This is a genomic window from Aquimarina mycalae, from assembly GCF_029906345.1.
Taxonomy (GTDB): domain Bacteria; phylum Bacteroidota; class Bacteroidia; order Flavobacteriales; family Flavobacteriaceae; genus Aquimarina.
This window is the reverse complement of the sequence record NZ_JARYGY010000003.1, coordinates 79,084-96,624: the sequence shown is the minus strand read 5'-3', so window position 1 is coordinate 96,624 and position 17,541 is coordinate 79,084. Positions and strand designations below refer to the sequence as shown.

General features: G+C 32.5%; 16 protein-coding genes. 7 read left to right on the top strand and 9 right to left on the bottom strand.

The features are described 5' to 3' along the window. Positions 1–11 precede the first annotated feature (11 nt). From thrC to thrA, 4 genes are read right to left on the bottom strand one after another with little or no spacing between them, the layout of a single operon-like run. Positions 12–1,301, bottom strand: a complete 1,290-nt coding sequence (gene thrC, locus QBK95_RS08235) for a threonine synthase (protein WP_280932485.1) — start codon at positions 1,299–1,301, stop codon at positions 12–14. A gap of 22 nt (positions 1,302–1,323) precedes the next feature. Then, entirely contained in the window at positions 1,324–1,689 is a 366-nt protein-coding gene (locus QBK95_RS08230) for a RidA family protein (RefSeq protein ID WP_280932483.1), read from the bottom strand. Position 1,690: 1 nt separating this feature from the next. After that, positions 1,691–2,614, bottom strand: a complete 924-nt coding sequence (locus tag QBK95_RS08225; RefSeq protein WP_280932481.1) for a homoserine kinase — start codon at positions 2,612–2,614, stop codon at positions 1,691–1,693. A 14-nt stretch (positions 2,615–2,628) separates the two neighbouring features. Next, positions 2,629–5,073, bottom strand: a complete 2,445-nt coding sequence (thrA, locus tag QBK95_RS08220; RefSeq protein ID WP_280932479.1) for a bifunctional aspartate kinase/homoserine dehydrogenase I — start codon at positions 5,071–5,073, stop codon at positions 2,629–2,631. A gap of 430 nt (positions 5,074–5,503) precedes the next feature. Between thrA and QBK95_RS08215 the strand changes: the two genes are divergently transcribed. Both QBK95_RS08215 and QBK95_RS08210 read left to right on the top strand, forming a co-directional pair. Further along, positions 5,504–7,045, top strand: coding sequence for an NAD(P)H-hydrate dehydratase (locus QBK95_RS08215; RefSeq protein WP_280932477.1), 1,542 nt, complete (start codon positions 5,504–5,506; stop codon positions 7,043–7,045). Between the two features lie 107 nt (positions 7,046–7,152). Next, the gene (locus QBK95_RS08210) at positions 7,153–8,025 is read left to right on the top strand and encodes an anti-sigma factor (protein ID WP_280932475.1); all 873 of its coding nucleotides are present in this window, start codon (positions 7,153–7,155) and stop codon (positions 8,023–8,025) included. 56 nt (positions 8,026–8,081) lie between these two features. Here QBK95_RS08210 and QBK95_RS08205 read toward each other — a convergent pair whose 3' ends face one another. From QBK95_RS08205 to QBK95_RS08190, 4 genes are all read right to left on the bottom strand, one after another. Further along, positions 8,082–9,026, bottom strand: a complete 945-nt coding sequence (locus tag QBK95_RS08205) for a leucine-rich repeat domain-containing protein (RefSeq protein WP_280932474.1) — start codon at positions 9,024–9,026, stop codon at positions 8,082–8,084. Continuing rightward, entirely contained in the window at positions 9,019–9,975 is a 957-nt protein-coding gene (locus QBK95_RS08200) for a hypothetical protein (RefSeq protein WP_280932472.1), read from the bottom strand. The genes QBK95_RS08205 and QBK95_RS08200 overlap by 8 nt, the downstream gene beginning before the upstream one ends. Before the next feature lies 1 nt (position 9,976). Further along, a complete protein-coding gene (xerD, locus tag QBK95_RS08195) occupies positions 9,977–10,873 on the bottom strand; it encodes a site-specific tyrosine recombinase XerD (protein ID WP_280932470.1) in 897 nt (298 codons plus the stop codon). Between the two features lie 70 nt (positions 10,874–10,943). After that, positions 10,944–11,525, bottom strand: a complete 582-nt coding sequence (locus QBK95_RS08190) for an outer membrane beta-barrel protein (protein WP_280932468.1) — start codon at positions 11,523–11,525, stop codon at positions 10,944–10,946. 195 nt (positions 11,526–11,720) lie between these two features. On the opposite strand from QBK95_RS08190, the gene QBK95_RS08185 reads away from it, so the two are divergent. The 5 genes from QBK95_RS08185 to QBK95_RS08165 all read left to right on the top strand — a co-directional run bounded on the left by QBK95_RS08185 (position 11,721) and on the right by QBK95_RS08165 (position 15,882). Further along, complete coding sequence (locus QBK95_RS08185; protein ID WP_280932465.1) at positions 11,721–12,353, top strand: porin family protein; 633 nt, start codon at positions 11,721–11,723, stop codon at positions 12,351–12,353. A 4-nt stretch (positions 12,354–12,357) separates the two neighbouring features. After that, on the top strand, positions 12,358–12,771 hold the full coding sequence (gene aroQ, locus QBK95_RS08180) for a type II 3-dehydroquinate dehydratase (RefSeq protein ID WP_280932463.1): 414 nt from the start codon (positions 12,358–12,360) through the stop codon (positions 12,769–12,771). A gap of 9 nt (positions 12,772–12,780) precedes the next feature. Continuing rightward, the gene (locus QBK95_RS08175) at positions 12,781–13,509 is read left to right on the top strand and encodes a Dph6-related ATP pyrophosphatase (protein WP_280932461.1); all 729 of its coding nucleotides are present in this window, start codon (positions 12,781–12,783) and stop codon (positions 13,507–13,509) included. A gap of 107 nt (positions 13,510–13,616) precedes the next feature. Next, the gene (locus tag QBK95_RS08170) at positions 13,617–14,042 is read left to right on the top strand and encodes a hypothetical protein (protein ID WP_280932459.1); all 426 of its coding nucleotides are present in this window, start codon (positions 13,617–13,619) and stop codon (positions 14,040–14,042) included. A 4-nt stretch (positions 14,043–14,046) separates the two neighbouring features. Further along, positions 14,047–15,882, top strand: coding sequence for a hypothetical protein (locus QBK95_RS08165; protein ID WP_280932458.1), 1,836 nt, complete (start codon positions 14,047–14,049; stop codon positions 15,880–15,882). Between the two features lie 81 nt (positions 15,883–15,963). On the opposite strand, the gene lpdA is transcribed toward QBK95_RS08165, so the two are convergent. Beyond that, positions 15,964–17,355, bottom strand: coding sequence for a dihydrolipoyl dehydrogenase (lpdA, locus tag QBK95_RS08160; protein ID WP_280932456.1), 1,392 nt, complete (start codon positions 17,353–17,355; stop codon positions 15,964–15,966). Between the last annotated feature and the right edge of the window lie 186 nt (positions 17,356–17,541).

The following is a 17,541-nucleotide window of genomic DNA, read 5'->3' as shown; positions in this document are numbered from 1 at the left end:
AAGGAGTTCTTCTATTGTAGTAAGAACTCCTTTAATTCTTTATAATCCTTAATTTTATAACGTACTTTTTCTTTATCCATTACTTTTTGGATCTGCGTTGGAATAGTCACTTTTATATCTATAGTTTGTTCAACAATATCTAAGAATTTAACTGGATGTGCAGTCTCTAGAAATATACCGTACTCATTTTCTTGTAAATCATAATTTTTAAGACCAAGATATCCCACAGCACCATGAGGATCTGCAACATATTTAGTCTGAGTATATACTTCCTTCATTGCATCTCTTGTGTCCGTATCATTGAAACTATAAGCAGAAAAATTATCTTTTAGTTTGTCAAAATCATTATCAAACAACTTTTGAATACGAATAAAATTACTTGGATTACCAACATCCATGGCATTAGATATAGTAGCTTTGGAGGGTTTTGGATCATACTCTGACGTTTTTAAGTATCTCACTACTGTATCATTAATATTTGTTGCTGCTATAAAATGTTTTACTGGAAGACCAAGTTTTTGAGCTACAATTCCAGCGCAAATATTTCCGAAGTTACCACTAGGTACAGAAAAAACGACTTCCTTACCTTTACTTTTTACTTGTTTGTAAGCAAAAATGAAATAGAATAATTGTGGTAACCATCTGGCAATATTGATAGAATTAGCAGACGTTAGTTGTTTGTGATTCGTTATCGTTTCGTCAAGAAATGCTTTTTTAACCATATCCTGACAGTCGTCGAACACTCCATCTACTTCTAATGCAGTTATGTTTTGACCTAAAGTTGTAAGCTGTCTTTCTTGTATATCACTTACTTTTCCGGAAGGATATAAAATCACAACATCTACACCTTTAACACCCAAGAAACCTTGCGCTACCGCGCCTCCTGTATCTCCAGAAGTAGCTACAAGCACCGTAACCTTATTTTTATTATTCTTATTAAAATATCCTAGGCACCTGGCCATAAATCGAGCACCAACATCTTTAAAGGCCATTGTTGGACCATGAAAAAGCTCTAACGTTCCAATGTTTTCTTTAATATCAACTACAGGAAAGTCAAAACTTAATACATCGGTAAGAATTTCGCGTAATTCAGTCTCAGGAATTTCATCACCTACAAATTGTTTAATTGCTTGAAAACCAATTTCTATATTGTCTAAGGTTTCAATATTATCGAAAAAAGTTTGAGGTAGGGGAGTTATGCCCTCTGGAAAATATAAACCTCTATCTGGTGCTAATCCCTTAACAACAGCTTCAGAAAAAGAGACTTTAGGTGAATTATTATGTAAGCTATAATATTGCATTCGAATTTTATTTTTTTGGTATTTACGGAACTATTGCAGAAAATTCTATTTCCACTAAGATATCCTGATTTATTAATTTTGATACTTCAACCATTGTTGTTACTGGTTTGGTAGCGCCAAAATATTGTCCATGAGCTTTTCCAATGTCTTCCCATTTTGAAATATCGGTACAATAAATTCTTGTACGTATCACATGACTTAAATCTGCATTAAATTCACTAAGGGCTTTTTTTACAGATTCAATAATAGCAACAGTTTGATCATACTCATTTATTCCTGGAGCTGTTGTTCCTGATACTTCAATGGTATTACCAATTTTTATGGCTCTTGAGTATCCTACAATATCTTCCCATGGAGAACCAGTAGCTATTTTTTTAATTTCTTGCATATCAATTAATTATTTTTACTCCTTGACTATTGATTTCTGAAATATGAATATCAAAGTCAAGACCAGTTTTATTATATATGGCTCTTATCGCATCTGCTACTTTTTTTGCGGTTTCCAGTCCTTTGCTTAATGCAAAAATTGAAGGACCAGAACCAGAAATACCACACCCAAGTGCGCCTTGATCAAGAGCAGCATCTTTTACAGTATTAAACTCAGGAATCAAAATAGATCGCATAGGTTCTATAATTACGTCTTCTAGACTACGACCAATAAGATCATAATCTTCTGTAAAGAGTCCAGATACTAAACCTCCAAGATTTCCCCATTGATGAATTGCTTTTTTAAGACTAACATTTTGTTTGATAACAGACCTGGCATCCGAAGTTTTTACTTCAATCTGCGGATGTATAACAGTCATTACAAGATCCTTTGGAGTGTGTAACTTTATAACATCCAATGGTTCATAACTTCTTACCAATGTAAATCCACCAAGAAGAGCAGGAGCTACATTATCTGCATGTGCATTACCACTTGCTAGTTTTTCTCCTTCCATAGCAAACTCTACCAATTTTTGTGCTGTAAAAGGTTTATCCAAAAGATGATTTACAGCCCATACAGCACCAGCACTACTGGCGGCACTGCTACCTATACCACTGCCAGCTTTTATTTTTTTGTAAATTTCAATATCAACACCTACCTCAGATTCATAATTTTTCAATAGGGCCTCTACAGCCACACCAGCAACATTCGTTTTAGTATCTAATGGTAAATCTGCCCCTTCTATTTTAGTGATTCTTACGCCAGGTACAGAAGTTATTGTAATAATCATTTCATCTCCAACAGTATCAAGGCAACATCCTAATACATCAAATCCACAAGAAAGATTGGCAACGGTTGCGGGAGCAAAGATTTTTATACTTTTCATCTTACTTAATGGATTTACTTTTTACCAATTCTTATAATATCAGCAAATATTCCCGAAGCAGTAACTTCTGCTCCAGCACCTGCACCTTTAACTATTAGCGGATTTTCAGGATATCGATCCGTATAAAAAAGAACAATATTATCACTCCCTTCTAAATTATAAAAAGGATGATCAGCAGGAATATGTTGTAATCCAACTTTAGCTTTTCCTTCTTCATATTGAGCAACATACTTTAAGCGACATTCTTTTTTATCAGCTTCATTTAGAATTTGTTTAAAATGAGATTCATTAGCTTTTAAAGAATCAAAGAAACTATCAACACTAGTAGTATCTAAACTCTCTTGTGGTAAAAATGCTTCTTTTTCGATATCGTTTAATTCAATGACATTTCCACTTTCTCTTGCTAAAATCAAAATTTTACGAGCCACATCTACACCACTAAGATCAATTTTTGGGTCTGGTTCAGTATATCCTTCTTCTTGTGCCTGTTTCACAACATCATAAAAGTTAACTCCTTGTTTATAGTTATTGAAAACAAAATTAAGACTACCCGATAATACTGCTTGAATTTTACGAACGTGATCTCCAGAGGCAATTAAATTGTTTAAAGTATCAATGATTGGCAATCCAGCACCAACGTTAGTTTCATATAAAAAAGAGGCATTAAACTTTCTAGATAGTTCTTGCAGGTTTTCATAATTGGCATATTCATCAGCACAAGCAATTTTATTACATGTAACTACAGCCATACTTTCTGCTAGATAATGTTTATAGACTTTCGCTATATCTGGATTAGCAGTATTGTCTACAAAAATAGAGTTACGGATATTCATTTTTTGAGCAGTTTTGAAGAATTCTTCAGAATCTGCTTTCTCTCCTTGCGAAAGTTTTTCTTTCCATGAATCAAGTTTTATTCCTCCTTCATCAAAAACCATTGTTCTGGAATTAGAGATTCCAACAACTCTGATCTTAAGACGTAATTTCTCTTTTAGATATGTTTTTTGTTGGGCTAACTGATCAAGTAACTTACTACCAACATTACCTACACCAGTAACAAATAGATTGAGTTGTTTTGTTTTTACTTCAAAAAAGCGTTCGTGTAAAATATTTAAGGCCTTTTTAATATCCTTTTTCTCTATAACTACAGAAATATTTCTTTCAGAAGCTCCTTGGGCAATTGCTCTAATGTTTACATTGTTTTTACCAAGTGTACTAAACATTTTACCACTCAACCCTTGATGATGATACATATTATCACCTACTAATGCTACTATAGCTGCATTGTTCTCAATTTTTACGGGATCTACCTTATGTTTGGTTATCTCAAATTCGAAAGTAGTATCTAAAATAATTTTAGCTCTTTCTGCATCCGTTTCCTCAACAGCTAAGCATATCGAATGCTCAGAAGAAGCTTGCGTGATAAGGATTACATTTATATTTTCCAGAAATAAAGCCTCGAATAATCGTTTAGAAAAACCTGGTATACCTACCATTCCACTTCCTTCTAGTGATATCACAGAAATATTATCAATATGACTAATTCCTGTTACAGGTTTTTGTCTATTACCAACCTCTCTGGTAATCAAAGTCCCTACTTCTTCTGGTTGGAATGTATTCTTAATGACAATTGGAATATCCTTATCCAAAACTGGATGAATAGTAGGTGGATAAATAACTTTTGCACCAAAGTGAGATAATTCCATCGCTTCCTGATACGATATATGAGATATAGGTTTTGCCTGTTTTACTAGTTTAGGGTTAGCAGTATACATACCACTAACATCAGTCCATATTTGCAATGCATCTGCTGTTACTGCAGCAGCTAATATGGCAGCTGTAAAATCTGAACCACCTCTTCCCAACGTAGTTGGTTCTCCTTCAGATGTTTTAGCTACAAAACCAGGAAAAAGGCTAATCTGATGTTTATTGTCCTGAGCATATCTTTGTATTCTAAAATTAGTTTCTTCATAATCTATAGTAACTTTAGTTCCATCAATAGTAATGATATAGTCTCTAGCATCTTTCAGTACAATGTCCAGCCCTTTTATCTTAGCTGCTTCAGAAATTATAAAAGAAGATAACATCTCACCAAAACTAGCAATAACAGATTCTGTTTTAGGAGATAATTCACTTAATAAAAATACTCCTTCACATAGAGATTCTAGCTTATTTAGTTCAGATTTTACTTTACTGATTATGGCACTTTGAGAAACAATAGGTATTAATTCTTTGATAGCTTCAAGGTGTCTTGTTTCAATAGTAGCAAGGGTGTTTTTATAAATATCATTATTAGAAGAAGCTTCTTTTCCTGCTTGAATTAAAAGATCAGTAACTCCACCAAGAGCAGATACCACTACGTATAGCGGTTTAGTATTAGATTGCTCTTTGATAATATCTATAACTTTTTCTATAGTCGCTGCATTTGCGACAGAGGAACCTCCAAATTTTAGAACGTTCATATTGTAATTTTTAAATTGATGTAATTGATAAAGCTTTTCGATAGTTTCTTTACTTAAAACAAACTACCTACTCGATTTCTATGATATATAAATGATTAACCCCTAAGGGTAATAATAGTAATTGTAGTACGTGTAATAGAAGTATAAGCAGAAGCCACAATTGTTCCCAACGCGAAAAGTAAAACCGAGATTGAAACCGTACTAAACATTAGTTTGCTTTATATTAAGGTTCAAATGTATAATTTTTTACATTTGAACAAAATAAAAAACGAAGGTAATCATAAACTTTTGTTGATCCTACAATTTATGTATTGATTCGTTAAAATATTCCTAAAAATAAATGAAACTAATCGTAATAGATTTTAAAACGAATATATATGCTCAGTTTTATAGAACATCTATTATTTAATTATTAATAAAATTTAGACTTGTGAAAATATTCTCTGCAGAACAAATGCGAAAAGCAGACGAGGTTACTATAGAATCTCAAAAGATAACTTCTTTAGAATTAATGGAGCGTGCTGCCACCCAAATATTCAATGTATTACATCAAAGACTACAAGGAGCTCCAATTCCAATTCATGTATTTTGTGGTTTAGGAAATAATGGGGGTGATGGATTGGTGATTTCTAGATTGTTAGTTGAACATGGGTATCATGTAAAAACCTATATCGTTAACTTTAGTGATAACCGATCAAAAGACTTTTTAGAAAATTATGACCGATTAAAAGCTATTCTATCAGAATGGCCTATACAATTAAAATCCGAAGATGATCTTTCTGATATTGCTATTAAACAAGAGGATATGGTTATTGATGCCATTTTTGGAATTGGATTGAATAGACCATTATTACCATGGGTTGTAGCATTAATTAAAAAAATTAATGCCTCTAGATGTTTTACACTATCTATTGATATTCCTTCTGGTTTATACGCAGATAAAGCTCCTGATAACCCAGAAGGAGTAATTTATGCATCTACAACGGTTGCATTTCAATTACCAAAATTAGTATTTTTCTTACCTGAAACTGGACAGTATTCTCAGGATTTAGAGGTGATTGACATTGGTTTGGATAGAGGATTTATCGCTCAAACTCCAGGATTTGCAGATTTGATAGGAAAAAATGAAGCACTTTCTCTATATAGACCAAGACATAAGTTTGCGCATAAAGGAGATTACGGACATTGTCTTTTGATTGGTGGAAGCTATGGTAAAATAGGTAGTATAGTGTTAACTACTAAATCTGCTTTACGAATAGGAGCAGGTTTGGCCACTACATACATTCCAGAATGTGGATATGATATTCTGCAGACTTCTGTTCCTGAGGCTATGGTAATTACGGACAAGGAGGATGATTATATTACTAAAATTGATTTTGATTTAAACCCTGCCGCTATAGCAATTGGAGTAGGATTAGGAACTCATGAAAAAACTATAAGTGCTTTTGAAGAGTTTTTAAAACAAAATAAAGCAAAACTGGTTATTGATGCAGATGGGATTAATATTTTATCTAAAGAAGCTACATTCTTAGAGTATTTACCTAAACAAACGGTATTAACACCACATCCAGGTGAATTAAAAAGGTTGTTGGGATCATGGAATGATGATTTTGATAAGATTAAAAAAACTAAAGAATTTTCTAAGAAATATGATTCGATCGTTGTTATTAAAGGAGCTAATACCTTAGTAATATATCAAGATAATATATATGTAAATACATCTGGAAACCCTGGAATGGCTACTGCAGGAAGTGGAGATGTTCTGACTGGAATAATTACAGGATTGATTTCTCAAGGATACGAACCGTTATATGCAACTATTTTTGGAGTATATCTTCATGGTAGTTCTGGTGATATTGCTATACAAGAAACTGGTTATCAGGGTTTGTTAGCAAGTGATATAGTTTCTAATATAGGAAAATCATATTTGGAGTTATTTAAAAAACCAGAGCAAATCAATCCGCAAGCCTGATTATACCTAAAAAAATAGTGGTTTTCGCGTACAATTTTATTGACTTTTTGTAGTTAATTTGAGTATTGATATCTATACTGTCAATTATTAAACTTAAAAAGCAAAAAATGATGAAAAAAAAGATGATGGCAATTATGACAATTGCCTTGGGATTATTAGGTGTTTCCTGTTCTAGTGATGATGGACCACCAGTTGCTAATGTATCGATTGAAACCATAGGTTTAGAGACACTTACTGGAGGATCAACGTATCAGGGATGGTTAATAGTTAATGGACAAGCAGTACCTACTAGTAGATTTACAAATCCAACAGGAACCGTAAATCTAACAGTATTAGCTTCTGATTTAGAAGACGCTTCAGAGTTTGTACTAACGATAGAACCAGTAGGTGATACTGATAATGTACCTTCTAATGCGAAAATATTGACAGGTAGTTTTAATGGATCTAATTCTGCGACGCTAAATTTTGCTCCAGTTGTTGCTGATCTTTCTAGTACATCAGGACAATTTTTCCTTGCAACACCAACAGATGATGTTGCGGATAATGACGAATTTGGTGTATGGTTTATGAATGGATCTGCAGCAGGTTTATCACTTCCAGCATTAGCAAGTGGTTGGAAATATGAAGGATGGGTTGATTTTGGAAACAAAATAGTCTCTACAGGAACTTTCTCTGATGTTGATGTTACAGATGATGCTAATTTCTTTAAAGGATCTGGAGGTGTGGTTCCGAATTTTCCTGGTGAAGATTTTTTAATTATTCCTAGTCAGATTCCTTTAACTGGAATAACGTTTCCAGCAGCGGTAACAAGCAAAAGAGTATTTATAACTGTAGAACCTTTTGAAGATAAAGATCCTGCTCCATTTTTTATCGAACCACTTAGTGGAACTGCAGGAATTACTACAGGTTCTGCGAATCCTGTTTTAATGATTTCGGATACATCAGTGCCTTCTGGTAGAGCTACCAGACCAAGTATGTAGTGCACTTCTAAAGTATACATAATAAACCCTTTGATATACACATATCAAAGGGTTTATTATTTATAGACTTTTTGTTCAAAGGATAAAAGAAAGAAGCCATCAAAAATCTCTTTTGCCTTAGTTATTTCGTGTTCAGATAATGGATTGCTATCCAGAATTAATCCTGCTAACGGATATTTTTCTGTTTCATATAGTTCTGGAATAGTTGTGATGTTATTATTATTTATATGTACCATCAATAATGCTTTCATTTTTGTAAAAACCGAAGGCAGTTCTGCGAATTGATTATAACCTGCATGGATTACCCAAACTTTCTTCATTTGCTTTAATTGATCAGGCAAAGTTTTTAGTTTATTATGATCTATATATAAAAACCTAATTTGATCCAAACTTCCAATTGTTTGTGGCAATTCTGATAAGTTATTATGATCGATCCACAATGAGTATAGTTTAGGCAATTTTCCCAGGTATGAATAGCTATTAGAATCATGTATAGCATTATAGGATAAGTTTAGATCTTTCAGGCTTTTCAGAGAAGTTATATTTTCTGGAAGTGTAGAGAGTTTATTGTTCTTTAGATTCAAAAACTCAATAGGTAACCCAGCAATCTGTGTAAAGAGGTGTGATAGATCTAAATCAGGATTATTGACTAAAGAAAGTTGTTTTAACTTAGGGAATAATGTAATAGATTTTGGAATTGTTTTGATTTGTAGACTATCCAAAATTAATACTTCTAAATTCTTATGAATAGCTAGCTTTTCTAAAACATTATCAATATTTAATTTATGGTTATTGCTTAAATTTATCATTCTTAAATCTTCTAATTCTTGAATAGAAGATGGTAACATTTCTAATTGCTGGTTACTTAAGTCTAAGCGATGAATCTTTGCTAGTTTTTTAGAATCAAGAGCTTTATGTGTCTTACCATAAAAAGTAGTGTAGGTAGTACAACCACTTAATATAATAGTTATGGATAATAAGAATAGCAGTTTTCTAATCATTGGTAGTCTCTTTAACAAATAGGTTTCCGCTTACTTCGATATAAATTTTATCCTTGGTTTCTACAAGCCAAGGGAATCTGGGATTCAACCCAAGCCCGTCGTGTAATATGTTTTGTATGTATGCACCTGTTTTTTGACTATTGATACCTAGTTTACTGTGTAAGGTGTAATTATGTTCTTGATGTGTTGCATATGCATATAAATTCCCATAAAAAAGATCTTTAAAAGGAGGTAAGGTATACCACACATTTTTGCGCCCATCATCAGAGTTTATAGGATTTCTTGGAGATTGGCTATAATCAGGTCTTGCAGTAAACAAATCGATCCCAATACCAAGTTGTTGAACTGTTCGAAAATTATTAATTTTTGTAAAACCAATATCTAAGGAACCTGTAACACCATAATCTGTACCTGCACCACTAAACCAACCAACACTAAAATCATTTTGAAATGATAAGTGAATATTATGCGAAGCATTACTAAAGCGCATTAAAAAGGCTCCTCGTTTTAATCCATAGCTTTTTAAGGAATTAGGCAGATAATCTTTGCTAAAACCAAATCCTAACCCATTAAATCCTCCTTTTCCTTTTGGATTGAATATAATGGAAGTATTCATATTAGAAACAGATGATCCTAAAAGATTAGTGTTTTTACCGATGCCTCCTAATGCAAAAAACTCATAGGAATATGCTAATCCAGATGTATTTACTGTATGACGTTTTAAAAATTGATATGTAGCAAAAGACAATCCACTTTCTACAGAAATGTCTCCATAATTTAAAGTTCCAAAAGCAAAAGTGCTAATTTTTAGCCATTGGTTTTGATTTCCAAGTGTTATTTCAGCTTTCAGCATGACGCCTCCATCAGCATTAAATCGCTGAGAAAACATAATATAGCCACTTAAGAATAGTATGTAGATAAGGTTTTTTCTTAAGTTATGTATTGACATATTATCTTCTGGGATGAAAGGTATTTATAACTTCGGTTAAATGACTTCTATCGATATGCATATATATTTCTGTAGTCGTAATACTTTCATGACCTAACATGAGCTGAATAGCTCTTAGATCCGCTCCATTTTCTAATAAGTGCGTTGCAAACGAGTGTCTGAATGTATGTGGGCTTATTTTTTTATGTATTCCAGCTTTTTCTACCAAGCGTTTGACAATAGTAAAAATCATGGCTCTGGTGAGCTGTTTACCTCTCCGGTTTAAAAAAAGTGTATCCTCATGTCCTTTTTGGATATTGAGATGATTTCTTATTTCATTTTTATAAATATTAATAAACTTCTGAGTTACCTCACCAATAGGTACAAATCGTTGTTTATTACCTTTTCCTGTAACACTAATAAAACCTTCATCAAAAAAGAGGTTGGATAGTTTTAGCTCTATTAATTCAGTAACACGAAGCCCACAACCATATAATGTTTCTATAATTGCTCGGTTACGTTCTCCTTCGGGTTTGCCCAGATCTATTTGAGCGATAATGGTGTCTATTTCCTCCAGAGATAATGTGTCTGGTAATTTTCTGCCAATTTTTGGAGATTCTATCAATTCCATAGGATTGGTTTCTCGATAATCTTCAAAAACTAAATAATTAAAAAAACTTTTTAAACCAGAAATTACTCTAGCTTGTGATCTGGCATTGACCAGTTTTGCCGTTTCATATATAAATTTCTGGAGCACATCTTTTTCTATGGAAAGTGGAGTAGAAGTATCATCATTTTCATCCAAAAACTTTAGCAACCTTTGTATATCTAAACTATAATTAATTATGGAATTGTCTGAAAGTCCTCTTTCAATGCGCAGATAATGCTCGTAGTCTTTGATAGCATGATTCCATTTCATTATTCTAATATAAAAAGAAAAACCATCTTAAAATGATTAAGATGGTTTTTTATAATGAATACTATGAATTTTAGAACTTGTATACTAATCCTAAGTTAATATCATCTAGATTTACTCCGATAGCGAATGAATCAGTTGAGTCTGCACCATCTACGTCTGGTTTCGTAGATGCATAAGATAATGCACCCCAAAAAGCTTCAAGTGCAAAATTATCACTAATGAAATAACTAACACCTGGTCCACCACCAATTCCAAAACCATCAGTAGTTGTGTCAACGGCTCCAACGTCTGCTTTGATAGATAAATAATTAACTCCAAGTTCGCCAAAGATTGAAAACTTGTTAGATGGAGTAAAGTAATATCTTCCAAATGCACCTCCAGTAAAAGTGTTTAGCTTTATTTCATCAGCAAATGGCACTTCTTGTTTTTGTGTATTATATCCGATTCTAGCTCCAACAACTAAGTTTTCACTTACGAAAAAACCTACTCTAGGAGTAATTTCAAATGAATTAGTTTTAGCGTCACCTGTAGATTGAGAATTGTATCCAACAGATCCAGATACAAAAATATCTCCTTTAGCAAATCCTCCGTCTTGTGCTTGGACAAAACTTAATGTAAATACTGCAACTGCAGTTAAAAGCATTTTTTTCATGATGTATGTTTTTTTTGTTAATACATCCATTAGTAACATTAAGATCAAATTTGTTACTAGTATTTTTAAAGAAATTTAGAATAAAAATATCCTTAAATTCTAATCTACTAATATTCAGTTAATAATGAATTTTGTAATATGGAAGTGTTAGTTCTTAAAAAATAAAACTATTTTTGATTGTAAACCATTCTTAGTATGAAGAGAAATATTTTTTTGTTGGTACTCATGATTTTTAGCTTTATTACTGTTAATTCGCAGAAGTTAGATGATGAGGATCCATTATATGCCCGTGCAGGATTTAAAGGAGGTGTTAATTATAGTAGTATTATTGGAGATGCTGATAGTCCAGAAGGTAGAGTTCGAATACATTTAGGTGCAGTAATAGAATATCCAATTTCTCAAAAATTCTTTTTACAAGGAGAATTATTGTACTCTTCTCAAGGTTATAAGATTGATATAAGTGGAGTAGAGCAAAAAATTAGCTTGAATTATATTACATTACCCATTATAGCGAAGATTCATATTACAACCCCTATTAGCCTAGAAACAGGCCCTCAGTTTTCTTTATTAAGTACGGTATCCAATGAAGATGTGCCTGATAATGATCCTTTTTTCGATGCTTTCAATGATTTTGATTTTAGCTGGGCTTTTGGAGTGGGATATAAGCTTGAAAGTGGGATGTTTTTTCAACTACGATATAATTTAGGTATTACAAATATTAATGATACAGGAGTTATTAATGTAACTAATAGAAATTCAATAGCTCAGTTATCAATAGGTTATCTTTTTAAAACCAAAAATAACCGAAGAAGAATACAGGAACAATAAACATATGAAGCTTTTAATTATTAATGGACCTAACTTAAACTTATTAGGTAAGAGAGAACCAGGTATTTATGGTAGTCAAACCTTTGAAGAATTCTATAAAGAGTTACAGTCGCATTATAACAATACAGAATTAACATATTTTCAATCTAATATAGAAGGAGAATTAATCACTACCATACAAGATGCAGATGGTGTTTTTGACGGTGTGATTCTTAATGCAGGCGCTTATACGCATACTTCTATTGGTATAGGAGATGCAATAAAAGCGGTATCTGTACCAGTTATTGAAGTGCATATATCAAATACTTTTGGTAGAGAAGAATTTAGGCATCAATCCTATATATCTCCTAATGCTAAAGGTGTTATTCTTGGTTTTGGTATGCAAAGTTATGCGTTAGCTATCCAAAGTTTTTTATAGCTAAAAGAGATGCATAAAACTTATTTTAATTGGAGCAGTGGTAAAGATTCTTCTGTAGCATTGTACTATGTGTTACAACAGGATGCATATAAAATTACCAAATTACTTACAACAGTAAATAAAGATTTTGAACGTGTGTCGATGCATGGTTTAAGAGAATCCTTATTAGACTTACAAGTAGCAAGTTTAAATCTTCCCATAAAAAAAATTAAACTTCCAGCTGATGTTTCTATGTCTTCTTATAATGAGGCTATGAAAGATAACATAGAAGAATTAAAAGATGAAGGATATACGCATTGTGTTTTTGGAGATATTTTCCTGGAAGATCTTAGGAAATATAGAGAAGATCAACTAGATAGTATTGGCATTAAAGGTGTTTTTCCGTTATGGAAGAGAAATACAAAAGAATTATTCCTTGAATTTATTAATCTTGGTTTTAAAGCAATTACGGTATGTGTAAATGCTAAGTATCTTGATGAATCTTTTTGTGGAAGAATATTAGATGAGAGTTTCTTAGAAGATTTACCAGAAAATGTAGATCCTTGCGGCGAAAATGGAGAGTTTCATACGTTTGTTTTTGACGGTCCTATATTTAACAACCCTATTCGTTTTAAGATAGGAGAGAAGGTGTTACGTAACTATCAGCCTTCTAAAGACGATAACGACAATTGTTTTACCAATGATAATGATCAACATTGGGATACTTCATTTTGGTATTGTGATTTGGTGCCATGCTAATATCGGTGTAGTATTTTCTTCAACAGAATCGGGTGTTTTCCCCCTTTTTTATGGTAGTATTTTTACATACATTTAGCTAATCATCTTACATTCTAAAATATACTCTTATGATAGAACCTATTATTTTATCCAAAACAGATTCCACAGCTGCTAATAGTACCTTTAAAAATGCGATAACTAATGAACCTGTTACCATTATATTAGTAATAGGGGATAGTACTCGATCTAATGGTGCAGTACAAAAACTTTCTTCTTTGATCAATTCTGAAGATCATTTTTATAATTCAGTACGTGTAGTACAAGCTCCCACGATTAGTTTTATTCTTGATACTTTAGAAGAGTTAAAGGTTAGCCCGAGATTAGATGCTATAAATTGGAGTTCGGTCGATTCATATGTGTTATTATCAATTTCTAATGTTTTTAATAACATAGGGAATGTTGTTTTAGCTTCTAAGTATGATAATCGATCAACCTATTATATAGAAAAATCAATTATGTTGGCGATGGCCTATGACCAAAATTTAAACACATAAATTTATGAGCATAAAAATAAATTTCCGCGCACTTATTTTCATCTGTTGTTATTGTATTTCAATAACTATATCATATGCTCAGGATAAAAGTGATAGCGAAGATCAAAAATCAGTGTTTTCGATTTTAGAAAGAGATAGAGACGGCAACTATCAGGATAAAGATTCTACCTATATTGATAATCCTATAGTAGACATCAATAGCGTGCTACAAATAAATTTAAATCTTGGTGCAATTACTGAACAAGTAGAGAATAATACTACTGGATTACCTGAGGGAATTGGTGAGAAAATTACTAAACTCACTGAAGCACTAAAAGAACGTAAAAAAGTTCTAAAGACGTTTGATAGTTTATTAGGAAGTTATGATTATGAAGCATTCAAGAAATCTGATGATCTAAATAAAAAATGGGCAGCTGCGATGCAACAATCAGCAATTTCTGTAGTGGATCTATGGGATGTAAGTCCTTTTATAGAATCTGGAGATCCTAATGATACTAATGTTAGTGCAAGGCCTGGTCCAACATACAAAAGAGCTCAGATTGAACTGGAACGTATGACTAAAGAGGTAGAAGAATTTGCAGATACCCAAGGAATTTATGTGCAATTTGGTGCTTGGTTATATAAAAAGAATAATCAAGATATTGCATTACATATTCCAGGTTTTGATTCTATTAAACCACAAACACCATATGAGGTGGATCGATGGAGGATACTCCCAACAAAAGATCAATTAACACAATTACAAGAAGCAAGTGCTCTGGCGCAAGAGAATAGTAATCAAGGGTTGTCTGTTCTTAAAGAAACTATTGATATACAGGTACAACAATTAGAAGAAGTACTTACAGGTCAATTCAACACACTTGTAGATTCTTTAGATACACAAGCGCAACAAATAATAGATGATAGAATCAAACCGATCACTACAGAATTAAAATCTTTTAAAGATAACCTTGAGAGTTTTAAAAATGGAATCAAACAACGAGTTTCTTACTATGAAGATTTAAGTATTAACTCTCAAACCTCTGTAATACAGGTGCTCACGCAAATCGAAAGTGACATAGATTTTATTAAACTAGATGGTCAGGAACTTTTAGATCAAGCTTCTAAATTATATAATGACATTAAAACTTTAGTGAATAGCACTATTAATGATATTGACGAATTAGAAAAATTCTCCAATAAAGTTGTTGAATATTTAAAAACATGGTTTAATACTACACTAGAAAAAACTAATATTTCTAAGATAAAGGAGTTGTTAGCAGGAACTCCTGTGGATTTTGAGTTATTAAAGTTTAGTGATAAGGTATTTAAATTATCACTAAAAGATTTACCTAAAGAGGCTGATTTGGATTTGTATACCGCTGGGATACGTCAAAGTGGAGATCGAATTGCATTTAAGTTTGAGGTAGCTACTAAAGAGAAAACTATATACAATGAGAATAGGGAAGTATATATGTTTAGAATTTTACCCCATATTGAAAGTACTGTTGGAGTTATTTTTGCAGATCCAATTGCAAGAACAAACGTAAAAACTCAGTTTCAAATGGCTCCTTATTATAATCTAATTCTAAAAGGACTTTGGGATCAGAAATTAAGAAGAACAAGTGTAACGTATAATAGAATCTTTGATTGGGGAATCGGTCTTCATATTTCTGCTCCGGATTTTGATGGAGATGATGTTCCAGAATTAGGAGCAGGGTTAGTAATTTCTATATTACACGATTATGTTCAGACTGGAGCTGCTATTAATGTATTTACAGGTGATCCATACTGGTATTTTGGATTGAGACTACCGATACCATCATTTAATATAGGTTCTATACCTACCTCTTCAAATTAAAATAAACAATTGTTGTATATAAAAACACCTTACCATTAAAATTGGTAAGGTGTTTTTTGTTTTAAATATATATTGTTACTACTATAAATGAATTACTTCATCATAAGCATCTGCTACCGCTTCCATTACTGCTTCACTCATAGTTGGGTGAGGATGAATAGCTTTTAATACTTCGTGTCCAGTAGTTTCTAATTTCCTTCCTAATACAGCTTCAGCAATCATATCTGTAACTCCAGCACCAATCATATGACATCCTAACCATTCACCATATTTGGCATCAAAAATAACTTTTACAAAACCATCTTTGGTTCCTGCAGCACTCGCTTTTCCAGAAGCAGAGAACGGAAACTTACCTACTTTGATCTCATAACCAGCTTCTTTAGCTTGTTTTTCAGTCATTCCAACACTTGCTATTTCAGGAGTGGCATATGTACATCCAGGAATATTACCATAATCAATAGCTTCTACGTGCATACCAGCTATTTTTTCTACACAAGTAATACCTTCAGCAGAAGCAACGTGCGCTAAGGCAGGACCAGATACTACATCACCTATAGCATAAACTCCAGGAATATTAGTTTGGTACCAGTCATTTACCACAATTTTATCTCTATCTGTAGCGATTCCTAATTCTTCTAACCCTATATTTTCTATATTAGTTTTGATACCTACTGCAGATAGTACAATATCAGCTTCAAGAATTTCTTCGCCTTTTTTGGTTTTTACAGTTGCTTTTACTCCATTACCACTAGTATCTACAGATTCAACAGAAGAATTAGTCATTACTTTAATTCCAGCTTTCTTAAAACTTCTTCCGAACTGTTTAGAAATTTCTTCATCTTCTAGTGGAACCAGATTAGGAAGATATTCTACGATGGTTACCTCTGTACCCATTGCATTATAAAAATGTGCAAATTCAACACCAATAGCTCCAGAACCTACTACAATTAATTTTTTAGGTTGCGATTCTAAGGTCATTGCTTCTCTATACCCAATTACTTTTTTACCGTCTTGTGGTAAGTTTGGTAATTCTCTGGATCTAGCACCAGTTGCAACGATAATATGTTTTCCTTCGTAATCAGTAGCTTTACCATCTTGATCTGTAACAGTAACCTTATTATTAGCTTTAAGCTTACCAAAACCAGATATTACATCAATTTTATTTTTTTTCATTAAGAACTGAACACCTTTGCTCATTCCTTCAGCAACACCACGACTTCGTTTTACTACCGCGTCAAAATCTTTATCAAACTTTTCAATGGTTAAGCCATAATCAGAAGCATGTTTAAGGTAATCAAATACCTGAGCACTTTTTAATAATGCTTTAGTAGGTATACATCCCCAATTTAAACATACACCACCAAGACTTTCTTTTTCGATAATAGCTGTTTTAAACCCCAATTGAGAAGCTCTAATAGCAGTAACATAACCACCAGGTCCACTTCCTAATACGATAATATCATATGCGCTCATAAATGTGAATTTTTTGAAGACACGAATTTACGCATAATTCGGTTAACCTAAAAAGGATTTAAGGATTCCATTTTTACATTTATGAGAATATAAATGCATAAAAAAACACTATCGTAATGATAGTGTTAATTTTTTAAGTCCTATTCTAATTTTTTAGAATACAATTATAAATAATTTAATTATATA

Coding starts and splice junctions, on each gene's coding strand:
- thrC (WP_280932485.1), bottom strand. CDS start 1,301: ATGCAATATTATAGCTTACATAATAATTCACCTAAAGTCTCTTTTTCT.
- QBK95_RS08230 (WP_280932483.1), bottom strand. CDS start 1,689: ATGCAAGAAATTAAAAAAATAGCTACTGGTTCTCCATGGGAAGATATT.
- QBK95_RS08225 (WP_280932481.1), bottom strand. CDS start 2,614: ATGAAAAGTATAAAAATCTTTGCTCCCGCAACCGTTGCCAATCTTTCT.
- thrA (WP_280932479.1), bottom strand. CDS start 5,073: ATGAACGTTCTAAAATTTGGAGGTTCCTCTGTCGCAAATGCAGCGACT.
- QBK95_RS08210 (WP_280932475.1), top strand. CDS start 7,153: ATGATGAAAAAAAAGATGATGGCAATTATGACAATTGCCTTGGGATTA.
- QBK95_RS08205 (WP_280932474.1), bottom strand. CDS start 9,026: ATGATTAGAAAACTGCTATTCTTATTATCCATAACTATTATATTAAGT.
- QBK95_RS08200 (WP_280932472.1), bottom strand. CDS start 9,975: ATGTCAATACATAACTTAAGAAAAAACCTTATCTACATACTATTCTTA.
- xerD (WP_280932470.1), bottom strand. CDS start 10,873: ATGAAATGGAATCATGCTATCAAAGACTACGAGCATTATCTGCGCATT.
- QBK95_RS08190 (WP_280932468.1), bottom strand. CDS start 11,525: ATGAAAAAAATGCTTTTAACTGCAGTTGCAGTATTTACATTAAGTTTT.
- QBK95_RS08185 (WP_280932465.1), top strand. CDS start 11,721: ATGAAGAGAAATATTTTTTTGTTGGTACTCATGATTTTTAGCTTTATT.
- aroQ (WP_280932463.1), top strand. CDS start 12,358: ATGAAGCTTTTAATTATTAATGGACCTAACTTAAACTTATTAGGTAAG.
- QBK95_RS08175 (WP_280932461.1), top strand. CDS start 12,781: ATGCATAAAACTTATTTTAATTGGAGCAGTGGTAAAGATTCTTCTGTA.
- QBK95_RS08170 (WP_280932459.1), top strand. CDS start 13,617: ATGATAGAACCTATTATTTTATCCAAAACAGATTCCACAGCTGCTAAT.
- QBK95_RS08165 (WP_280932458.1), top strand. CDS start 14,047: ATGAGCATAAAAATAAATTTCCGCGCACTTATTTTCATCTGTTGTTAT.
- lpdA (WP_280932456.1), bottom strand. CDS start 17,355: ATGAGCGCATATGATATTATCGTATTAGGAAGTGGACCTGGTGGTTAT.